The 19,363-nt window shown below is 69.0% G+C and carries 20 protein-coding genes and 1 pseudogene; 13 read left to right on the top strand and 8 right to left on the bottom strand.

The window, feature by feature from the left end; genetic code table 11:
* Nucleotides 1–276: globin (locus tag Q7V15_RS06820; protein WP_304754678.1), on the top strand; the 276-nt coding region annotated here is incomplete at its 5' end.
* Nucleotides 277–285: 9 nt separating this feature from the next.
* Here the strand turns inward: Q7V15_RS06820 and Q7V15_RS06815 are convergent.
* Complete coding sequence (locus tag Q7V15_RS06815) at nucleotides 286–1,221, bottom strand: alpha/beta hydrolase (RefSeq protein ID WP_304754677.1); 936 nt, start codon at nucleotides 1,219–1,221, stop codon at nucleotides 286–288.
* 112 nt (nucleotides 1,222–1,333) lie between these two features.
* Nucleotides 1,334–2,770 carry an aldehyde dehydrogenase family protein gene (locus Q7V15_RS06810; RefSeq protein ID WP_304754676.1) on the bottom strand — a complete coding sequence of 479 codons (1,437 nt, stop codon included), beginning with the start codon at nucleotides 2,768–2,770 and terminating at the stop codon, nucleotides 1,334–1,336.
* A 374-nt stretch (nucleotides 2,771–3,144) separates the two neighbouring features.
* Between Q7V15_RS06810 and Q7V15_RS06805 the strand changes: the two genes are divergently transcribed.
* The 5 genes from Q7V15_RS06805 to Q7V15_RS06785 all read left to right on the top strand — a co-directional run bounded on the left by Q7V15_RS06805 (nucleotide 3,145) and on the right by Q7V15_RS06785 (nucleotide 6,502).
* Nucleotides 3,145–3,885, top strand: a complete 741-nt coding sequence (locus Q7V15_RS06805; RefSeq protein WP_304754680.1) for an SDR family oxidoreductase — start codon at nucleotides 3,145–3,147, stop codon at nucleotides 3,883–3,885.
* A 26-nt stretch (nucleotides 3,886–3,911) separates the two neighbouring features.
* Nucleotides 3,912–4,322: a dihydroneopterin aldolase gene (gene folB / locus Q7V15_RS06800; RefSeq protein ID WP_304754675.1), complete on the top strand. Its 411-nt coding sequence runs from the start codon at nucleotides 3,912–3,914 to the stop codon at nucleotides 4,320–4,322.
* A gap of 3 nt (nucleotides 4,323–4,325) precedes the next feature.
* On the top strand, nucleotides 4,326–4,832 hold the full coding sequence (locus Q7V15_RS06795) for a hypothetical protein (RefSeq protein WP_304754674.1): 507 nt from the start codon (nucleotides 4,326–4,328) through the stop codon (nucleotides 4,830–4,832).
* Between the two features lie 57 nt (nucleotides 4,833–4,889).
* The gene (locus tag Q7V15_RS06790; protein WP_304754673.1) at nucleotides 4,890–5,288 is read left to right on the top strand and encodes a hypothetical protein; all 399 of its coding nucleotides are present in this window, start codon (nucleotides 4,890–4,892) and stop codon (nucleotides 5,286–5,288) included.
* Nucleotides 5,289–5,410: 122 nt separating this feature from the next.
* The gene (locus tag Q7V15_RS06785) at nucleotides 5,411–6,502 is read left to right on the top strand and encodes a tetratricopeptide repeat protein (RefSeq protein WP_304754671.1); all 1,092 of its coding nucleotides are present in this window, start codon (nucleotides 5,411–5,413) and stop codon (nucleotides 6,500–6,502) included.
* 64 nt (nucleotides 6,503–6,566) lie between these two features.
* Here Q7V15_RS06785 and Q7V15_RS06780 read toward each other — a convergent pair whose 3' ends face one another.
* Nucleotides 6,567–7,454, bottom strand: a complete 888-nt coding sequence (locus Q7V15_RS06780) for a branched-chain amino acid aminotransferase (RefSeq protein ID WP_304754670.1) — start codon at nucleotides 7,452–7,454, stop codon at nucleotides 6,567–6,569.
* Between the two features lie 143 nt (nucleotides 7,455–7,597).
* On the opposite strand from Q7V15_RS06780, the gene Q7V15_RS06775 reads away from it, so the two are divergent.
* Together Q7V15_RS06775 and Q7V15_RS06770 are read left to right on the top strand one after the other, a co-directional pair.
* Entirely contained in the window at nucleotides 7,598–8,305 is a 708-nt protein-coding gene (locus Q7V15_RS06775) for a response regulator (RefSeq protein WP_304754668.1), read from the top strand.
* Complete coding sequence (locus Q7V15_RS06770) at nucleotides 8,305–9,651, top strand: ATP-binding protein (protein ID WP_304754666.1); 1,347 nt, start codon at nucleotides 8,305–8,307, stop codon at nucleotides 9,649–9,651. The genes Q7V15_RS06775 and Q7V15_RS06770 overlap by 1 nt, the downstream gene beginning before the upstream one ends.
* A gap of 52 nt (nucleotides 9,652–9,703) precedes the next feature.
* Here Q7V15_RS06770 and Q7V15_RS06765 read toward each other — a convergent pair whose 3' ends face one another.
* On the bottom strand, nucleotides 9,704–11,536 hold the full coding sequence (locus Q7V15_RS06765; protein ID WP_370689783.1) for a DUF885 family protein: 1,833 nt from the start codon (nucleotides 11,534–11,536) through the stop codon (nucleotides 9,704–9,706).
* A gap of 121 nt (nucleotides 11,537–11,657) precedes the next feature.
* Nucleotides 11,658–13,148, bottom strand: coding sequence for a sodium:alanine symporter family protein (locus Q7V15_RS06760; protein ID WP_304754665.1), 1,491 nt, complete (start codon nucleotides 13,146–13,148; stop codon nucleotides 11,658–11,660).
* Nucleotides 13,149–13,338: 190 nt separating this feature from the next.
* Between Q7V15_RS06760 and Q7V15_RS06755 the strand changes: the two genes are divergently transcribed.
* The 3 genes from Q7V15_RS06755 to Q7V15_RS06745 all read left to right on the top strand — a co-directional run bounded on the left by Q7V15_RS06755 (nucleotide 13,339) and on the right by Q7V15_RS06745 (nucleotide 16,217).
* On the top strand, nucleotides 13,339–14,634 hold the full coding sequence (locus Q7V15_RS06755; protein ID WP_304754664.1) for a M20/M25/M40 family metallo-hydrolase: 1,296 nt from the start codon (nucleotides 13,339–13,341) through the stop codon (nucleotides 14,632–14,634).
* Nucleotides 14,635–14,727: 93 nt separating this feature from the next.
* A complete protein-coding gene (locus tag Q7V15_RS06750) occupies nucleotides 14,728–15,411 on the top strand; it encodes a hemolysin III family protein (protein WP_304754663.1) in 684 nt (227 codons plus the stop codon).
* A gap of 167 nt (nucleotides 15,412–15,578) precedes the next feature.
* On the top strand, nucleotides 15,579–16,217 hold the full coding sequence (locus Q7V15_RS06745) for an exopolysaccharide biosynthesis protein (protein ID WP_304754662.1): 639 nt from the start codon (nucleotides 15,579–15,581) through the stop codon (nucleotides 16,215–16,217).
* Nucleotides 16,218–16,281: 64 nt separating this feature from the next.
* On the opposite strand, the gene proC is transcribed toward Q7V15_RS06745, so the two are convergent.
* The 3 genes from proC to Q7V15_RS06730 form a co-directional block, all read right to left on the bottom strand.
* Complete coding sequence (gene proC, locus Q7V15_RS06740; protein WP_304754661.1) at nucleotides 16,282–17,076, bottom strand: pyrroline-5-carboxylate reductase; 795 nt, start codon at nucleotides 17,074–17,076, stop codon at nucleotides 16,282–16,284.
* Between the two features lie 25 nt (nucleotides 17,077–17,101).
* On the bottom strand, nucleotides 17,102–17,602 hold the full coding sequence (locus Q7V15_RS06735) for a YbjN domain-containing protein (protein ID WP_304754660.1): 501 nt from the start codon (nucleotides 17,600–17,602) through the stop codon (nucleotides 17,102–17,104).
* A gap of 147 nt (nucleotides 17,603–17,749) precedes the next feature.
* A complete protein-coding gene (locus Q7V15_RS06730) occupies nucleotides 17,750–17,980 on the bottom strand; it encodes an accessory factor UbiK family protein (RefSeq protein ID WP_304754659.1) in 231 nt (76 codons plus the stop codon).
* Between the two features lie 115 nt (nucleotides 17,981–18,095).
* Here Q7V15_RS06730 and lgt point away from each other — a divergent pair.
* Both lgt and Q7V15_RS06720 read left to right on the top strand, forming a co-directional pair.
* A pseudogene (gene lgt, locus Q7V15_RS06725) lies at nucleotides 18,096–18,944 on the top strand (prolipoprotein diacylglyceryl transferase); the annotation flags it as partial.
* Nucleotides 18,945–19,008: 64 nt separating this feature from the next.
* Nucleotides 19,009–19,363 (top strand): SAM-dependent methyltransferase (locus Q7V15_RS06720; protein WP_304754658.1); only part of this gene is annotated, 355 nt, incomplete at its 3' end.

Here is a 19,363-nt window from a genome sequence, read left to right as displayed (position 1 = left end):
GGCGCCGCCCGCGGCCAGATGTTGCGCCAGGCCACAGAGACCCTGCTCGACTATCTGGGCCCCAACACCTACGCCGCCAATTTCCTGAAGGCCGAGCTGCGCAACCACGACGATATCGGCGTGCCCGGCGAGATCTTCCCGCGCTTCTACCAGGCCATGGCCGAGGCCTTCGCCGATATGCTGGGGGAGGACTGGACGCCTGACATGCAGGGCGCCTGGAACGACCTCACCGCGCAGGTGGAACAGATCGTCCAGGGCGAGCCCCAGACGATCTGAAACCCTGTTTCAGGCCAGCGCCGCCTTCAGCGAGGCCGCCGTCGCCCTGACCGCCTCGCCCACCGCCGGCGAGACGTCGGCCATGATGTAGAAGTCGTGGATCAGGCTGGGATATTCCACATGCTCCACCGCCACCCCGGCCGCCCGCAGGCGCTCGGCATGGTCGCGGCCCTCGTCCTTCAGCGGGTCGAAGCCCGCCGTCACCACCAGGGCCGGCGGAAGACCCGCGCAGTCCACCTTGCCCAGCATGGCCCGGTGCGCCTGGGGGTGGCCCATGGCCGCCAGGCACTTGTCGAACCAGGCGATGGCCTGCTTGGTCAGCAGCGGGCCGTCCAGAGCCTTGCGTGAGGCGGTCTCCTCCTCGGGCCAGATGCCCGGATAGAGCAGCAGCTGGAAGGCGATCTTGCGCTTGGCGTCCCCCTTCAGGTCGGCGGCCACGGAGGCGGCGAGATTGCCCCCGGCTGAATCCCCGCCCACGGCGATGCGGGCCGGGTCAAAGCCGATCTCCGCAGCGTGGTCGAAGGCCCAGCGGGTGGCGGCCAGCGCATCGTCATGGCTGGCCGGGAACGGGTTTTCCGGCGCCAGCCGATAATCCACCGACAGCACCCGCACGCCGGCCAGGGCCGCCAGGCGGCGACAATGGCCGTCATGGCTCTCCAGGTCGCCGATCACGAAGCCGCCGCCATGGAAATAGACCAGGCCGCCGGTCGTCTCAGGCGCGCCGGCAGGCGTGTACAGCCGCGCCGGAATCTCGCCGGCCGCGCCATCGACCGTCAGGTCCCGGGCCACGACATCCTTGGGCGCATTCTGGTCGGTGGCCTGGCGCTGCATGCGGTAGCCGGCGCGGACCATGTCCGGCGGCAGGGCGTCCAGGGGTGGGGCGGCCTGGCCCTCGGCGGCCTTGGCCTGGGCCTCCAGCAGGGCCTGGAAATGGGGGTCCATCATCGGCGTCTCCTCTTAAGGGTCGTCTCTTGGGCGCTCGTCGCGCTCTTGCCGGCGCGCTCACGAAAACGGCCCCCGACATCGCCGGGGGCCGCTGGTCTCTCGGGTCGAAAGCCTATTCGGCCGCCTGCTTGGGCGCGTAGCCCATGACCGCCTTGACCTCCAGGAACTCGTGGAAGGCGAAGTCGCCCCACTCGCGCCCGTTGCCGCTCATCTTGAAGCCGCCGAAGGGGGCGGTCATGTCCGAGGCGCCGTTGATCGACACCTGACCGGCGCGGAGCTTGGAGGCGACCTCGCGGGCCTTGGCCAGATCGGCGCCGTTCACATAGGCCGCCAGGCCGTATTCGGTGTCGTTGCCGATGGCGATGGCCTGGTCGAGGCTCTCATAGCCAAGGATCGACAGGACCGGGCCGAAGATCTCCTCGCGGGAGATGGTCATGTCCGGGGTGACATTGGCGAACACCGTCGGCTGGACATAGTAGCCCTTGTCCAGGCCCTCCGGACGGCCGGGGCCGCCGGCCACCAGGGTGGCGCCCTCGTCGATGCCCTTCTGGATCAGGCCCTGGATCTTGTCCCACTGGGTCTTGGAGACCACCGGGCCCAGCATGGCGTTGCCGGTGGGATCGCCCACCGTCACCTGGGCGGCGGCTTCCTTGGCCGCGGCGATCGCCTCGTCCATCCGCTTGGTGGGGACCAGCATCCGGGTGGGCGCATTGCAGGACTGGCCGGAATTGGTCATCACCTGGCGCACGCCGCCGGCCACGCTCTTGGCGAAGACCTCGTCGTCCAGGACAATGTTGGGGCTCTTGCCGCCCAGTTCCTGGTGGACGCGCTTGACGGTCGGGGCGGCGTTCTTGGCCACCTCGATGCCGGCCCGGGTGGAGCCGGTGAAGGAGACCATGTCCACTTCCGGATGGGTCGAGAGCGGCACGCCCACGCCCAGGCCATCCCCATGGACCAGGTTGAACACGCCGGCCGGCACGCCGGCCTCATGCATGATCTCGGCGAAGATCTGGCCGGTGAAGGGCGCGACTTCCGACGGCTTCAGCACCATGGTGCAGCCGGTGGCGAGCGCCGGGGCGACCTTGCACATGATCTGGTTGAGCGGCCAGTTCCAGGGGGTGATGAAGCTGCAGACCCCGATCGGCTCCTTGACGATCATGGTCGAGCCACGGTCTTCCTCGAACTTGAAGTCCTTCAGAATGCCGATGGCCGTGGCCAGATGGCCCATGCCCGACGGCACCTGAGCCCGCTGGGCCAGCGAGGCCGGGGCGCCCATTTCCTCGGTGACCGCGTTGGCCAGGTCGCCGAAACGCTTCTGGTACTCGGCCAGGACCCGCTGCATGACGTCCAGGCGCTCTTCGCGGCTGGTCTGCGACCAGGTGGCGAAGGCCTTGCGAGCGGCCTTCACGGCCTTGTCCACATCGGCTTCGCCGCCGAGGGCGATCTTGCCGACCACCTCTTCGGTGGCGGGATTGATGACGTCCAGGGTCTTGAGCGACACCGGCTCGACCCACTGGCCGTCGATATAGAATTTCAGATATTCGCGCATGCCGTCCTCCTGGACCCTAGATTTCTTGGCGCCGGCTCACGGCCCGCGCAATTTCAAACAGGCATTTTAGTTATCGACGTTCACCAAGGGAACATCAATCCGGGCGGCGCGCTTGGCGCGCCGCTTCCCGCCCCAAGGTGGCGCGCCTGACGCCCGGCCGCAACAGGGCCCGCGCGGAATTGCGCGGCATCAGCGCCCCATCTGTGCTCATGGCTCGCCTTGCGGCCTGACGCGGGCCTCGTTAAAGCCGGAAGGCGTCATATTTCCAGGAGAGTTCCATGACCGCCATCCTCACCATCCTGGCGTTCCTCGTCGTGATCTTTGCGATCAACATCTATGAGTTCGGGCGGCCGGACTAAGCGGCTCAGGCGGAGCTGGCGGCCTTGACCGGGCCCCGTGGCGCGGCCCTCGTCACCGGGGCGGCGCGACGCATCGGCCGGGTCCTGGCGCTTTGCTGCGCTGAGGCCGGCTATGACGTGGCCCTGCACTGCCGGGCCATCGATGACGACGCCGAATCCGTCGCCGCCGAAATCCGCGCCCTGGGCCGTCGCGCGGCCCTCTTCACCCGGGACCTGCGCAAGGAATCGGAGACCGCCCCCCTGGTCGGCGAGGCCGAGGCTGAACTCGGGCCGGTCAATCTGCTGGTCAACAGCGCTTCGGTGTTCGAGGACGACGCCTTCGCCTCCATGAACCGGCAGTCCTGGGACCTGCACATGGAGACCAATCTCCGCGGCCCCCTGGTGCTGTCCCAGGCCTTCGCCCGGCGGATCACCGGCCAGCGGCAGGGGCTGATCGTCAACATCCTTGACCAGCGGGTCCTGCGCACCCAGCCGGCCTTCTTCTCCTATTCCCTGAGCAAGGCCGCCCTGTGGGAGGCGACGCGGATGATGGCCCTGGCGCTCGCCCCCCGGGTGCGGGTCAACGGGATCGGCCCCGGCCCCGTCCTGCCCTCCATCCACCAGACGCCGGACGATTTCGCCCAGGAAGCCGCCAGCACGCCCCTGGCGCGGGCTGTCGACCCCCGGGAGATCGCCCAGGCCCTGCGCTACCTCATTGACGCTCCGTCAGTGACGGGCCAGATGATCGCCATCGATTCCGGCCAGCACCTGGCCTGACCCCCGTGAGCCCGGAGGGCGTCCCCATGGCCCTGTCCCCCGTCACCGAAGACCAGCTGACCTCGGACACCGGCGGCTGCCGGGTGGTGGCCAGCAAGATTTTCGTCTCCACCCTCAGGGTCGACGCCTATGTGGGAATCTACGCCCACGAGCGCGGCCGCAGCCAGCCCCTGGTCATCGATGTGGAGCTGGACGCCGCGGTGGCCGGCGCCGAGCACCTGTCCGAGACGGTGAACTACGAGCTGGTGGCCGAGGCCGCCCGGTCCCTGGCGGCGTCGGGCCATATCGGCCTGGTGGAGACCTTCGCCGAGATGCTAGCCCGCGCCTGCCTGGCCGATCCCCGGGTCACCCGCGCCCGGGTGAGGGTGGACAAGCCCCAGGCCCTCGCCCCCCACGCCGCCAGCGCCGGCGTCGAGGTCGTCCTCGTCCGGACCTGACCCATGGCCACGGTCCACAGGGCGCGCATTTCGCCTCTCCTGCCGGTCACGGAGTGGACCCTCACCGACACAGAACTGGTCGAGCAGCGCGGCGCCCGCATCCGCCGGTTCGCCCTGGCTGACCTGCGCCGAATCTCGGTGTCGGAAGGCCTCGCGCAGATTCGTTTCACCCGAGGGCAGGTGCGCATTCCGGCCCGCAGCTTTGGCCGGCGCGGACAGCTGGACGACCATAGCGACAGCTTTGCCCGATTGACCGAGGCCCTGGCCGCCCAGGGCGCCGCCTATGCGCCTCAGCTCCGTCTGGGGCCGCCTCGGCCGCAGGGGGCGGAGATGGTGGTCTGGACGATCGCGCTGTGCGGGGCCGGCGCCCTGGCGGTTCTGGGAGCCGCCGCGACGATCGGCGCCTGGAGCCTGGGCCTGGCCCTCGCCGCCCGTCTGGTCTTTGTGCTGATCCTGGCGGTGGCCGTCCTGCCCTGGATCGGCCGACAGAACGACATAACGACGAATTAAGGTGCTCTGAGGCCAAGGGCGCCGCAAGATCAGGGTCGATCTCTTGGAGGAGCTGAAATGACCGACGCCGTGACCCAAGCCGCCCCGGCTGAAGACCGCACCATGCCCGCGGTGGTCTACGGCCTCTATCTGCTCGGTCTGGCCAATGTGATCACCATCTTCATCGGGCTGGTGATCGCCTACGCCAATCGGGGCAGCGCCGGTCCCGTCATGGCCAGCCACTACACCTTCCAGATCCGCACCTTCTGGCTTTCCATCGGCTGGTTCATCATCGGCGGCCTGCTGCTGCTGTTCGGCATCCCGCTGTCCTTCGTCCTGATCGGCATTCCGGCGGTCATGCTGGGGATCTTCATCATGGGCGCCGTCTGGATCTGGTTCGCCGTCCGCTGCGTCCTCGGCGTCATCTATCTGGCCCGGGGCGAGGCCTATCCCCGACCGCTGAACTGGCTCATTTAGAGGCGCCGTGCCCAAATCGGCGGCGGGGCGGCCGCCCAGCTGTCCCCCAGGGGTTGCATCCCCTTGAGGCCGCGGTCGCGACCGCCCCTAGCTTCACTGTTGGGTTAACCAAGGGGGGTCGTATGCTGGGGCGGATCATTGGACTGCTTCTGGGATTGGGACTGGGCGGCCTCGCCTATGTCGTCCTCTATCCCGGCGGCCTGAACGGGCAGATCCCCGTCCTCGAGCTCGGTCCCTTCGAAGGCCTGCGCCTGGGCCTGGCCCTGGCGGCGGGTCTGGTGGGCGGGGCCATGGTGATCGCCGCGGCGGTGCGGTCCCCCACCCGGCGCCGGGCGAAGGCCGCCGGCCTGCCGGTGATCGCCGACTTCAAGTTCGCAGATGAGGCCCTGGACGCGAAGGAGGCGGCGCTCCCGGAAGAGCCCCGTCCCTTTCCCGAGCTAAGCCCGCTCCAATCCCTTGAGGCCTCATCAGTCCCTGAGCCGGCGCCCTTTCCCGCCGAGGCGGCCGCAGAGACGTCCGAACCGCTCGAGGCCGAGCCCGCGCCTTCCCCTACGCCCCTGGCCGCCATCGCCGCAGCCGCCCCAGCCAGCTCAGCAGAGCCTGACCCCGAACCCGCACCGGCTGCGGCCGTGGCTGCGCCGCCCCTGGACGACTTTGACGCCGCCCGCTCAGACCTGCGGATGCATGCCCGGGCCGAGGCCTGGGGGCCGGCGGCGCTGGCCCTGCAACGGGTCTCCGCCCTGGCGTCGAACGATCGCCAGCAGATGCTGGCGGCCCAGGACGCCGGCGACTTCGCCCGAGCCCAGGGCCGCAGCGATGACGCCATCGAGGCCTATGATCTGGCCCTGTCCTATGCCCGCCAGGCCGAGGCGCCGGAGCTGATCGCCGATGGCCTGCTGAATGTCGGCGACATGGCCTATGAGGAACAGCGGCTGGACTCCGCCGTCGAGTCCTATGAGGCGGCGGTGGCGCTGCGTCGGCAGATCGCCGGCGAGAATGGCGGCCCCGAGGCCCGCCGCGCCCTGTCCATCGCCCTGGAGCGACTGGCCGACGCCCGCGAGGATCGCGGCCATCGCACCCGGGCGCTCGATCTCTATCGCGAAAGCGAGGCCCTGGCCGCCGACCTCGCCCAGGCCGACGCCGCCCGCTACGGCGCAGACCTCGCCAGCACCCGCCAGCGGCGCGAGGAGCTGGAGGCGCGCATCCTCGCCTGAAACGAAAACGCCCCCTCCGCCTGGGGGCGAAGGGGGCGCGCTTTCGAACCGGACCCTTGTCGGATCAGGCGGGCTGCAGCTGTCGCCGCACCATCTTGGCGTAGTCGTCCATCAGGCTCAGCGAGATATTGCCCGGGGTGAAATTGTACTCCCCGATCTGCGAGACCGGGGTCACCTCGGCCGCCGTGCCCACCACGAAGCACTCGGTGAAGCTCGCCAGCTCCTCGGGCTTGATGTGGCGCTCGACCACTTCAAAGCCCTTGGCCTGGGCCAGGGCGATCACCGACTGGCGGGTGATGCCGTTGAGGAAGCAATCCGGGGTCGGGGTGTGCAGCGCCCCGTCCTTGACGAAGAACACGTTCGAACCGGTGCTCTCGGCCACATAGCCGCGATAGTCGAGCATCATGGCGTCGGTGTAGCCGTCCTTCTCCGCCGCATGCTTGGAGATGGTGCAGATCATGTAGAGGCCGGTGGCCTTGGCGTGGACCGGTTCGGTCTCCGGCGAAGGCCGCTTATACTTGGCCCAGCACATGCGGATGCCCTTGGCCTTTTCCTCGGGCGAGAAGTAGCTGGGCCACTCCCACACGGCGACGGCCACGTGGATCTTGGTGTCCTGGGCCGAGACGCCGATCATCTCCGAACCGCGCCAGGCGATGGGCCGGACATAGGCGTCGGTCAGGCCGTTCTTGGCGCAGGTGTCCTTGCAGGCCTGATCGATCTCAGCCACCGTGAAGGGGATCTCGAAGTCGAGGATCTCCGCCGACTTGAACAGGCGCTCAGTATGTTCGGTAAGCTTGTAGATCTCACCGCCATACATCCGCTCGCCTTCGAACACCGCCGAGGCGTAGTGGAGGCCGTGCGTCAATACGTGCACCTTCGCCTCGCGCCAGGCCACGAACTGGCCATCCAGCCAGATCCATCCATCGCGATCGTCAAAGGGAACGAGAGCCATCGGCGTAGTGCCTCCTTTCAATGCGCCTCCCTTACAGCGCCGCAGGCGGCCCTCGTCAAACGAAATGGCCGAGGGCGCGCATGGCGGCCGGTCGCCGCCCGGCCTATCCTGCCCGCCGCAGCCAACAGGGAGCCCGCCACCGCATGAGCCTTGCTGACGCCCCCGGGCCAGTCCGCCATCTGCTGGTGGTCGATGACGACGACCGCATCCGCGATCTGCTGAAGGCCTTCCTCAGTCGGGAGGGCTACCGCGTCACCACCGCGTCCGGCGGGCAAGGGGCGCGCAAGCTGCTGGAGACTCTGGATTTCGACCTGGCGGTGTTCGACGTGATGATGCCCGGCGAGGACGGCATGTCCCTGACCCGCTGGCTGCGCAGCCGCAGCGGGCCTGCGGGCCGCACGCCGGTCCTCATGCTGACCGCCCGGGGCGAGGCCGAGCACCGGATCGAAGGGTTGCAGATCGGCGCCGACGACTATCTGGGCAAGCCCTTCGAGCCGCAGGAGCTCCTGCTGCGCATCGGCGCCATCCTGCGGCGCACCGCCGAGCGGACGCCGGGCGGCGGCACGCTGTCCCTCGGGCTCTGCGCCTTCGACTCCGCCCGCGGAGAGCTGCTTCAGGACGGGACGCCGGTCCGCCTGACCGAGGGCGAGGCCGCCCTGCTGCGGCGCCTGGCCCAGACCCCCCATGAACCGGTGGATCGCCTTGAGCTGGCCCGCGACACCGTCGATCCCTCAGGCCGGGCCGTCGACGTCCAGGTGACCCGCCTGCGCCGCAAGATCGAGACCGACCCCAAGGCGCCCCGTTATCTGCAGACCGTCCGCGGGGTGGGTTACATGCTGGCGCCCGACTGATGCGTCTCAGGGTCACCCCGCGATATCTGGGCCGGTGGATCAAGCGCCGGCTGCCGACCAGCCTGTTTGGCCGCTCCCTGCTGATCATCGTCCTGCCGGTGGCCCTGATGCAGGTGGCGGTGACCTGGATCTTCTTCGACGCCCACTGGGACACGGTCACCAGCCGTCTGTCCGACGGTCTGGCCGGCGAGGTGGCCTGGGCGGTGGCCGGCTATGAGGACGACAAGAGCCCCGAGGCCTTCGGGGTGCTGGCCGCCCGGGCCGAGGAAGCCCTCAGCCTGTCCATCGCCCTGCAGGAGGGGCGCGAGTTGCCCCTGAACCGGCGCTACTCCTTCTTCGCCCCGGTGGACCGGTCCTTGAAGCGCGCCCTGTCAGAGCGCCTGGACGCTCCCTTCTGGTTCGATACGACCCGCTATCCGGCCTATGTGGACATCCGCGTGCAAGTGGATGAGGGGGTGCTGCGCATCCTGGCGCCCAGGGACCGGGCCTTCGCCACCCAGGGCCACATCTTCATCCTCTGGATGACCGTGGCCACCCTGCTGCTGACCGCCATCGCCATCCTGTTCATTCGCAACCAGACCCGGGCCATCGAACGATTGGCCGCCGCCGCCGACGCCTTTGGCCGGGGGGAGGACGACCAGGGCTTCAAGCCCCACGGCGCCCGGGAGGTGCGGCAGGCGGCCCACGCCTTCCTGGCCATGAAGTCCCGCATCCAGCGCCATATCGAACAGCGCACGGCCCTGCTGGCCTCGGTCAGCCACGACCTGCGCACCCCGCTCACCCGCCTGAAGCTCGAACTGGCGCTCGCCCCGCCCTCCTCGCGCACCGGTGAGATGAAACGTGACCTGGCCGAGATGGAGCACATGATCGACGAATACCTCGCCTTCGCCCGGGGCGAGGGGGGCGAGGCCGTCGAGGACACCCTGTTGCGTCCCCTGCTGGACGAGGTCGGCGAAGGCGCGGTCCGCGCCGGCGCCAAGGTGCGGGTCGAGGCGCCCGAGGGCCTCAGCGTCCGGGTCCGCCCCAGCGCCCTGCGTCGGGCGGTCTCCAACCTGGTGATGAACGCCGCGGTCCATGGTGAAACCATCGAGGTCGTGGCCCGGCGCCTGCCCTCCGGCGGGATCGAGATCGCCGTGGACGACGATGGGCCGGGCATTCCGGCGGCCCAGTACGAGGACGCCTTCAAGGCCTTCAACCGCCTGGACGAGGCCCGCAATCAGAACATCAAGGGGGTGGGCCTGGGCCTCGCCATCGCCCGGGACATGGCCCGCGGTCACGGCGGCGAAGTCTTGCTGGACCGCTCCCCCCTGGGCGGCCTGCGAGCGGTCATCCGCCTGCCGGCCTGAGCCCCCAGCCTGAGCCCCCGGGCGCGCGCCCAGGGGCTCTGACCGCTCAGGATCAGGCGGCCCGGCGGGCGGCGATATGGTTGTCGATCACCGCCTCCAGCACGGTCAGCGGCACGGCGCCCGACAGCAGCCCCGCATCGTGGAAAGCCCTCAGATCGAACTGGTCGCCGAGCGCCGTGCGGGCCTTCTCCCGCAGGCGCAGCCAGACGAGCTTGCCGACCATGTAGCTGCAGGCCTGGGCCGGCCACACCGCATAGCGCTCGATCTCGGTGGTTGAGGACGAGATGGGCGAGCCGTCGATGGACGACATGGTCTCGATGGCCTGCTCGCGGCTCCAGCGCTTGGCGTGGATGCCGGTGTCGACCACCAGGCGGGCGGCGCGGAACAGGGCGGCCTGCAGATAGCCGACCTCGCCCAGCGGGTTGTCCTCATAGACCCCCATCTCCTTGGCCAGCTCCTCGGCATAGAGGGCCCAGCCCTCCCCATAGGCCGACAGGAAGGTGGCCCGCCGGATCATCGGCAGGTCGGCCTCCTGCTGCAGGGCCAGCTGCATGTGATGGCCCGGCGCGGCCTCGTGATAGGTGAGCGTCGGCAGGGTCCAGGTGGGATTCTCGGCCGAATCCCGCAGATTGATCCAGAAGATGCCCGGCCGCGACCCATCCAGCGTCGGCTGGTTGTAGTAGCCGCCTGGCGCCCCGGCCTCGATGAACTTGGGCACCCGCCGGACCTCCACCGGCGCCCTGGGCAGGGTCCCGAAATATTCCGGCAGGCGCTTGTACATGGCCTCGGTCATGGCGTTGAGGGACTCGATCAGCTCCTCCTTGCCGGCGTCGGTGTCGGGGAAGTGGTGCTTGGGGTCCTTGAACAGGGCCGCGATCCGCTCGCCGACCGAGCCTTGGGTATAGCCCTCGGCCTTGAGGATCACATCGGCCCGGGCCGACAGCTGGCGGGCCTGGTCGAGGCCCATCTGATGGACTTCCTCGGCGTTCAGCGTGGTGGTGGTCGAGGCCCGCAGGGCATGCTCGTAATAGGCCTCGCCGTCAGGCAGCCGCCAGACGCCGGCGTCGTGGACCGCCCGGGGGGCAAGCTCCCCCATCAGGGCGATCTGCCGCTCCAGGGCCGGTAGCACCTTGTCCACATAGATGGCCTGGGCCTGGCCGGCATAGTCGCCGGCGATCCCCTTGGCTGCGGCCCGCTCGGCGACCGAGGTGACCAGGGGCGAGGCGGCCGGATCGACCCGCAATCCCTGCATCTGGGTCAGGGTGCGCTCGATCACAAAGTCCGGCGGGATCACCCCGAGGTCCACGTCGCGGCGCACTCGCTCGACCTCTTCGTCCATGACCCGGCCAAAGGCGTCGAGGCGGGACAGATAGGCGTCGGCGTCGGCCTTGGTCTCGATGACATGCTGGGAGCCCAGGAAGTCCGGCACGCTCTGATAGGCGCCCGACAGCTGCGAGATCACATAGGGCTGACCCGCGCCGCGCCGCCCATAGGCGAAGGCTTGATTGGCCTCGTGCTCGGTCTCCAGGGAGAACTTCACCGCATCATAGTTGATCGCGTCCATGCCGGAGAGCTCGGCCCGCGGCAGGGCCTGCATCCGCGAGAGCTGGTCGGCGGTCTTGGCGCGGTCGGACTCGAGGGCGGCGATGGAGGCGGGGCTCAGCCGACCCTTGGCGGCGGCCCGGGCGCCGGTGTCCAGCCCCAGCCGGGTGACAAGCTCGGGCACATCATCCAGCGCCTGCTGGTAGAAGGCCTCCAGCAGGGCGTCGACGCGGGCCCCCGCCGTGGCCGGAGCCTGGGCCAAGGCCAGGGAGGAGCGGCCGGCTGTTCCGGCCAAGGCGAGGACGCCCGCGGCGCCAAGGAGCATCTGACGACGAGTCTGCAAGACGGAACCCTTTCGGTGACTGTTACCTGTGTTACCGGCCAAGCTATGGCGCATGGCCGGCCAGGAAAACCCGAAAGGCGGGATCGACCCAGGAATTCCTGACCGATCCCGCATGACGACGTCAGTCGTGGTCCGGGCCGGCCTTTCGATCACCCTTGGCCAGTTTGAAGACCACCCCTGAGAGCAGGGCCAGGGCCACCAGGTTGGGCAGGGCCATGCTGGCGTTGGCGATGTCCCCCATGCGCCAGACGAAGGTGATCTCCTGGAACGAGCCGATGAAGATCATCAGCACCCACACCAGGCGGAACGGGATGATCAGCTTGTCGCCGAACAGGTGGGTCACCGCCCGCTCTCCGTAATAGCTCCAGGTGAGGAGGGTGGTGAAGACGAACAGGATCAGCGCCACCGAGGCGATCAGCCCGCCGATGGCGAAACCGAAGACCTCCATCGGGAAGGCCGCCGAATAGGCCGCCTCGGTCATGGCGAAGCCGTTGAGATCGGAGCTCCACACATGCTCCTGCATGACCGTGACCCCCTCGGCGTTGGTGGCCGGGAAGGCGCCCTGGACGGTGAGGAGGACAAGCCCGGTGGCGGTGCAGATGACCAGGGTGTCGATGAAGGTGCCCATCATGGCGAATCGGCCCTGACGGGCCGGATCCTCGGTCTGGGCCACGGCATGGGCGATGGGGGTGGAGCCCTGGCCGGCCTCATTGGAGAACAGGCCGCGGGCGACGCCCGCCCGGATGGCCATGATCATGCCGGCGCCGACAAAACCGCCGGCCGCCGCATGGCCGGTGAAGGCGCTTTCAAAGATGATGGCGAAGGCGCCAGGCAGGTCTTCGAAGTTCAGGATCAGGGCGATGACGGCCATGGTCACATAGGCCAGGGCCATGGCCGGCACCACCTTCTCGGCGATGGAGCCGATCGACTTGATGCCGCCGATGATCACGGCGAAGACGGCTGCGGCGACGATGAGGCCGGCCACCCAATCGGGCGCGCCGGTGATGGCATGGATCGAGTCGGCCACCGAATTGGCCTGGATCATGTTGCCGGTGGTCACCGAGGAAAACAGGGCGCCCACGCAGAAAACACCCGCCAGCCAGCCCCACTTCTTGCCGAGGCCCAGGCGGATATAGGTCATGGGTCCGCCGCGATAGTCGCCATTGGGACCCTGTTCGCGATAGCGGATGGCCAGGGCGCCCTCGGCGAAGGCCAAGGCCATGCCGATCAGCGCGGTGACCCACATCCAGAACAGGGCCCCTGGGCCGCCCAGGGTGATGGCGGTGGCCACGCCGGCCAGGTTGCCGGTGCCGACCTGGCCCGACAGGGCGGTGGAGAGGGCGGCGAAGGGGGAGATTTCACCCTTTTTGCCGTCCCCTTGAGCGTCAGCATCCTTCTCGCTCTTGAACAGGCCCACAAAGGCCTTGCCCAGGTGGGTGATCGGATAGAAGCGCAGACCAAACATCATCCACAGGCCGACCCCGAACAGGGCGATGACCATGGGCGGAAATGGCAGGACGGCGACCCCGTTCCAGGAGCCCCCCCAGATGAAGTCGCTGACATTGGTCACCTGGGCGTAGAAGGCCTCGATGGCGCTGGTCTCTTCCGGCATGAATGTCCCCCTCGACAGGCGCCCGACGGGCGAAGCCGCGAACCTAGACTCCGCCGCGCGGATTTGACCAGGGGCCACGCATCAGGGAGCCTGACGGGGCGCGCCCAACGAAAGGGCTGTGCGCTGGAAGAGCGTTCAGCGCATCATGGCGCCTGCATCACAGCCATAGGCCACAAGAGAGAGCCTCCCGATGACCCTTCGAGACCGCCTCGCTCCCGCCCTCGCCGGCCTGTCGGCGGCCTGTTTCCTGAGCCTGGGCGGCGTGGCGCTGGCGAGTGAGACTCCGGTTCCCGCCATCGCCGCCTCGGCGGCCTTCGCAGAGGCCAAGGCCCATCTGGCCAAGGACTTTGATCGGACGGTGGCCGACATCATCACCCTGACCGAAATCCCCGCCCCGCCCTTCCAGGAAGCGGAACGGGCCAAGGCCTATCTGGCCATGCTCGAGGCTCACGGCCTGACGCAGACCACCACCGACGCCGAGGGCAATGTCATGGGTCTGCGCCGGGGGGCCGGTCCGGCCGGCGGTCCCCTGGTGGTGGTCTCCGCCCATCTGGACACGGTCTTTCCCGCCGACACCGACGTGACCGTCCGTCGTGAAGGCACGCGACTGATGGCGCCGGGCATCGGCGACGACACCCGGTCCCTGGCCACCCTGCTGGCCTTCATCCGGGCCATGGACGCCGCCGGCCTCGTCACCGAACAGGACATCCTGTTCCTCGGCACCGTGGGTGAAGAGGGCCAGGGCGATCTGCGGGGCGTCCGGCACTTCTTCACCGAGGGGCCCTACCGCGACCGGGTCAGCGCCTTCTTCTCCTTCGACGGCTCCGACCCCACCCGGGTGGTGACAGGGGCCGTCGGCTCCAAGCGCTATCGCACCTTCTTCCGGGGGCCCGGCGGGCACTCCTATGGCGCCTTTGGCCTGGTCAACCCGATGGCCGCCATGGCCCGGGCCACGGCGCAACTCTATGAGATCGAGCTTCCGCCTTCGCCGCGCACCACCTATTCGGCCAGCGTCACCGGCGGCGGCGTCTCGGTGAACTCCATCCCCGCCGAGGTCTATACCGAGTACGACATGCGCTCGGAGAGCCCCGAGGCCCTGGCGCGGCTGGAAGCCCAGCTGCTGGCGATCTTCCAGGAGTCGGTCGCCGCCGAAAACGCGGCGCGCTCCACAGCGCAAGGTCCCATCACCGTCGAACCCCTGGTCATCGGCGACCGCCCGGCCGGATCCACAGATCCGGACTCGGGCCTGGTCCGCAGCGTGGTCGCCGCCATCGAGGCCGCAGGCTATTCGGCCAGCCTCTCGGCCTCCTCCACCGACTCCAACATTCCCATGAGCCTGGGGGTGCCGGCCATCACCATGGGGTCTGGCGGCTCCGGCGGTCGGGCGCACGCCCTGGACGAGTGGATCGATGTCGAGCCGGTGGAGAATGTCCGCGGCATGGGTGTGGGCCTGCTCGCCATTCTGGCGGTCGCCGGGGTCCGGTGATCCTGTGGCAGGCGTAGCAGCGCTAAACCCGGTCATCGGCGGCCAACTTCTAGGCGCCGGGCCGGGGGATGGCGTACAACCGCTCCACAAGCCATGACCGATCCCATCGCCCCCCTCTCCAAGCCTCCCCGTCACTATCCGACCCCCTCGGCCAAGTGCGCCGACCTGTGCGTGCACATTATCGGCCTGACCGCGGCCCTGATCGGCGGGGCGGTTCTCATCGGCCTGTCCATCTGGCGGGGTTCGCCCCTGCTGACCACGGCGGTGGGAATCTATTCCGCCGGCCTGCTGCTGATGCTGGCCTGCTCCACCGCCTACAATTTCGCCCCCGCCCGCCATCGCCCCCTGCTGCGGCGTCTCGACCATGCGGGCATCTTCATCATGATCGCCGGCTCCTACACCCCGTTCACCGTGGCCGGGCTGAGCGGCGCCTGGGCCATAGCGATGACGGCGGCCATCTGGGGCGTGGCGGCCCTGGGGGTGGCTGGAAAACTGTTCCTGAGCGGGCTCGACCGCAAGCTGTGGGTGGTGATCTACCTGGCCCTGGGCTGGGCGGTGGTGGTGGCGCTGCAGCCCCTGATGGCGGCCCTGCCGACCTCGGCCATGCTGCTCCTGGCCATCGGCGGCGCGGTCTACAGCATCGGCGTCATCTTCTACATGATGCGCAGGCTGCCCTTCCGGCGGGCCATCTGGCATGGCCATGTGATTGGCGGGGCCGGCGTGCATTACGCCGCCGTGCTGGTGGGCGTGGTGCTGGGCCAGCAAGCCGCCGCCTGAGATCGCCGCCAGAGATCGCCCGCCAGAGACCATCTGGGGCGCCGCCCGTGGGCTATCGGCCACAAGGCCAGGTTTTTCGACCTGAACGTGTCTTTGGGGGGGTGCAATTTTCCCCGCGGGCGTCCATCTGAACGCCACCGCCAAACCTCCAGCCCGCAGGTCCGACCGTGGTCGACGACGTCCACCGATTCTCCGACATTCTCGCCGGCCTGGCTGAGCGTTCGCGGGCCAAGGTGACGGTGGCTGACGTCCTGGAAGCCTTCGGAGACCGGGCCTTCGGCGCCCTGCTGGCGGTGTTCGCCGCCCCCCTCGCCCTGCCCATGCCCCCCGGGGTGTCGGCCATCCTCGGCGCGCCGCTGATCTTCATCGCCTTCCAGCTGATGATCGGACGTCCCACCCTGTGGCTGCCCAACGCCCTGATGAATCGCTCCATGCAGCGGGCCGAGTTCCAGACCATGGCCGTGCGCCTGGCGCCGCATCTGCAGCGGCTGGAGCGCCATCTGCGGCCCCGCTGGCGCTTCCTCTATGGCCGGGTCGCCGACAGGTTCATCGGGGCGGTCTGCCTGATCCTGGCGGTGATCGTCTTCCTGCCGATCCCGTTCGGCAACATGCTGCCCTCCTTCGCCATCGCCGCCTTCGGCTTTGGGCTGCTGGAGCGCGATGGGGTGGCGGGACTGGTGGGGGCGGTGGCCGCGGCGCTGAGCGTCATTATCCTGGCCTTGATCTGGAACGCCCTGATCCTGGCGGCGGTGACCTTCGTCGGGGCGCTGGGGGACTCGTTTGAGCGAGTCATCGGCCTGTTTTAGGGGTCTATTTCGGGGGGTTTTTCGACCGAAATCGTCGCATTTCGCGCCGTTTTTGACGCCTGCCCTAGGCGCCCAGCGCGCGGGAACGCGCCACGGCGGCGGCCACGGCCTGGTCGATCAGCGGGCCTAACCCGCCCTCGCCCATCAACACCTCCAGGGCCGCCTGGGTGGTGCCCCCGGGCGAGGTGACCTGACGACGAAGCGCGGCGGGATCATCACCGCCTTGGGCCAGCAGGGCCGCGGCCCCGGTGATGGTCGCCCGCACCAGCGACTGGGACGCCTCCGGCGACAGGCCGGCGGCGGCGCCGGCCGCCTCCAGGGCTTCGATGAAGGCGTAGAGATAGGCGGGCGCTGAGCCGGAGACGGCGGTGGCCGCGTGCATCAGGTCCTCGTCAGCCAGCTCCACCACCACGCCGACGGCGGCGAACAGGGTCTGGGCCACAGCCGCCGCCCGGGGATCGCTGGCATAGAGGCTGGCGGCGCCCTGGCCGATGGCCGCAGCGGTGGTGGGCATGATGCGGGCGACCGCCCGGCCGCCAAAGGCCGTGGAAATGTCTCCGGCCGGAACGCCAGCGGCGATGGAGACGATGACGGCGTCGGCCGACAGGGCGTCGCAGACCTCCGCGGCGGCTTCACGCCAGAGCTGCGGCTTCACCGCCAGAAGAACGATGCTGGCGCGGCCCATGGCGGGGGGGTCGGGATCATGCAGGGCGCCCTGCGCGATGACCGCCCTGGCCTCGTCTCCGGGGTGGGGATCGCGGATCATCAGGTCGCCGGGGCTCAGCAGCGCAGCGCGGCGCCAGCCGGAAATCAGCGCCCCGCCCATGCGGCCGGCGCCCAGCATCAGCAGTGGCCCCATCGGGTCCTCCTTCGGCGCGAGGCCCTCAGGCTTCGCCGACGGTCTCGAACATGCAGGCGGCCATGGCTTCGGCCGGAGTCTTGGCGCCGCGAACCATGAAGTCGAAGGCCGGGAAGAAACGATCGGCGCCCTCGACGGCGATGTCGATCATGGCGGCGGCCTGGGACAGGCTCGGCCGCTCGGCGCTGGTCAGGGCCATGGCGTGGCGGAAGACGATCTCGCCATCGTCCCACAGCTCGAAGTGGCCAAGCCACAGGCGCTGATTGACCAGGCCGACCAACTCATGGGCCGGGATGCGGGCGGTCGGATCGACGGTGTGGCCAAGCGCCAGGCAGAGCTGCAGGCAGTCGGCCTCGGGCCGCCAGGCGAACCAGAGCTCATAGTCCTTCCACTCGCCGGCCAGGGTGAAGGCCAGGTCGCCATCCTCGGTGCGGTCGAACTCAAGGTTCTCCGCCGTCAGCACATGTTCGACAATGTCCAGGGGATCGAGGCCGAGGACGACGTCTTCGTCGGGCTGCATATCCATGGAACCCACGGTCCTTTCGCTGCGGCGGATCAGGCGCGAGGCCCGACCGACTCACCGACAGTCATGAAACTATTCTGCTTTGCAGGGACCCTGTCACCGGCTTCTTCCGGCGGGCGAGCCCCTTCGCGTATTCGTGAACGCGGGGTTTCAGATATCCGCGGCCGGTCCGCGGAGCGCCTGAATATCCGCCCTCAGGGCGGCCACCTCGGCTTTCAGGGCTTCGAACTCCTCCCGGCGGATGAGATCAAGCTCGGCCGCTGCGCGATCAGCCTGAGCCCGGAACGCGGACCGGGCCTCTTCGCTGGCGGCCTGGGCCATGCCCATGGCCGCCGTCGTCAGCTTGGCGATTTCGTCGAGGAATGGGTTCTGGGTCTGCATAGCGAGCTCAAGAGGCGCGGGACTTGCCGCCGCGCACCATCAATATGGGGCGCCGGGGGATGAATGCGAAGGCCTTGTCGGCTAAACAGACGCGAATTGGCTGGAGAACCGCCCGGTGCCCTTCCCTGACTTCGACCCCATTCTGATCCAGATCGGACCGCTGGCCATCCGCTGGTACGCCCTGGCCTATGTCGCCGGCATCCTGATCGGCTGGCGCTATGTGGTGACCATGGTCCGAAATCCGCGGCTGGCGCCGGCGCGGGGACCTGCGGCGACCGCGCCCCAGATCGACGATCTGATCCTCTGGGTGACGCTGGGCGTCATTGTCGGCGGCCGGCTCGGCTATATCCTCTTCTATACGCCCTCGGTCATCTGGACGAACCCGCTGGAGATCCTGCAGGTCTGGCAGGGGGGCATGAGCTTCCACGGGGGCGCCCTGGGGGTGGCCATCGCCGTCATCGCCTTCGCCCGGACCAACAGTCTCGACCTTCTGCGCCTCGGGGATCTGGTGGCCGCCTGCGCCCCCATCGGCCTGTTCTTTGGCCGGATCGCCAACTTCATCAATGGCGAGCTGTGGGGACGCGCCACCGAGGCGCCCTGGGGGGTGATCTTCCCCGGCGCGGGACCCTATCCCCGCCATCCGAGCCAGCTCTATGAGGCCCTGCTCGAAGGGCTGGTCCTGTTCATCCTCCTGCGAATCGCCACCCACCGGGCCCACTGGCTGGAACGCCGGGGCGCGGTGGCTGGCCTGTTCCTGGTGGGCTATGCGGTGTTCCGCACCCTGGTCGAACAGGTGCGGGAGCCCGACTACCACCTGCCAGACTTTCCCCTCGGCCTGACCATGGGGATGATGCTGAGCCTGCCCATGCTGCTCGGGGGCGCCTTCCTGATCTGGCGGGGCTTGCGCGAACCGGTCCCGGCCGCGCCTGCGACACCGGTGACCGCCGAAGCGCCGCCGCCGGCTGAGGCTCTGCAGGCCGAGCCAGCCCTGGACGACCCCTTCCGCATCCGTTCGGCCCCGGACAAAGATGGCCCTGCGTGACCGACTGGCGGCCCAGATCGCGGCCGCCGGCCCCCTGAGCCTCGCCCAGTACATGACCATCTGCCTGCATGACCCGCAGGAGGGCTACTACGCCACGCGGCCAGGCCTGGGGGCCGGCGGCGACTTTCTGACCGCCCCCCTGGTCAGCCAGATGTTCGGCGAGTGGATCGGCCTCTGGGCCGCCGCCTGCTGGCGGGCCCTGGGCCAGCCGCCACGGTTCCGGCTGGTGGAGATGGGGCCTGGGGACGGTACCCTGATGGCCGACCTGATCCGCGCCGGACGCTCTGTCCCGGGGTTCATGGAGGCCGCTGACCTGTGGCTGGTCGAAGTCTCCCCCCCGC

The sequence above is a fragment of the Phenylobacterium sp. genome (assembly GCF_030651755.1).
In the GTDB taxonomy this organism is placed as follows: Bacteria; Pseudomonadota; Alphaproteobacteria; order Caulobacterales; family Caulobacteraceae; genus Phenylobacterium.
This window is presented reverse-complemented; position numbering and strand designations above follow the sequence as displayed.

Bases quoted from the DNA above. Each gene is read 5' to 3' on its own strand.
- Q7V15_RS06815 (WP_304754677.1), bottom strand. From the start codon at position 1,221: ATGATGGACCCCCATTTCCAGGCCCTGCTGGAGGCCCAGGCCAAGGCC.
- Q7V15_RS06810 (WP_304754676.1), bottom strand. From the start codon at position 2,770: ATGCGCGAATATCTGAAATTCTATATCGACGGCCAGTGGGTCGAGCCG.
- folB (WP_304754675.1), top strand. From the start codon at position 3,912: ATGGCCCTGTCCCCCGTCACCGAAGACCAGCTGACCTCGGACACCGGC.
- Q7V15_RS06795 (WP_304754674.1), top strand. From the start codon at position 4,326: ATGGCCACGGTCCACAGGGCGCGCATTTCGCCTCTCCTGCCGGTCACG.
- Q7V15_RS06790 (WP_304754673.1), top strand. From the start codon at position 4,890: ATGACCGACGCCGTGACCCAAGCCGCCCCGGCTGAAGACCGCACCATG.
- Q7V15_RS06785 (WP_304754671.1), top strand. From the start codon at position 5,411: ATGCTGGGGCGGATCATTGGACTGCTTCTGGGATTGGGACTGGGCGGC.
- Q7V15_RS06780 (WP_304754670.1), bottom strand. From the start codon at position 7,454: ATGGCTCTCGTTCCCTTTGACGATCGCGATGGATGGATCTGGCTGGAT.
- Q7V15_RS06775 (WP_304754668.1), top strand. From the start codon at position 7,598: ATGAGCCTTGCTGACGCCCCCGGGCCAGTCCGCCATCTGCTGGTGGTC.
- Q7V15_RS06770 (WP_304754666.1), top strand. From the start codon at position 8,305: ATGCGTCTCAGGGTCACCCCGCGATATCTGGGCCGGTGGATCAAGCGC.
- Q7V15_RS06760 (WP_304754665.1), bottom strand. From the start codon at position 13,148: ATGCCGGAAGAGACCAGCGCCATCGAGGCCTTCTACGCCCAGGTGACC.
- Q7V15_RS06755 (WP_304754664.1), top strand. From the start codon at position 13,339: ATGACCCTTCGAGACCGCCTCGCTCCCGCCCTCGCCGGCCTGTCGGCG.
- Q7V15_RS06750 (WP_304754663.1), top strand. From the start codon at position 14,728: ATGACCGATCCCATCGCCCCCCTCTCCAAGCCTCCCCGTCACTATCCG.
- proC (WP_304754661.1), bottom strand. From the start codon at position 17,076: ATGGGGCCACTGCTGATGCTGGGCGCCGGCCGCATGGGCGGGGCGCTG.
- Q7V15_RS06735 (WP_304754660.1), bottom strand. From the start codon at position 17,602: ATGGATATGCAGCCCGACGAAGACGTCGTCCTCGGCCTCGATCCCCTG.
- Q7V15_RS06730 (WP_304754659.1), bottom strand. From the start codon at position 17,980: ATGCAGACCCAGAACCCATTCCTCGACGAAATCGCCAAGCTGACGACG.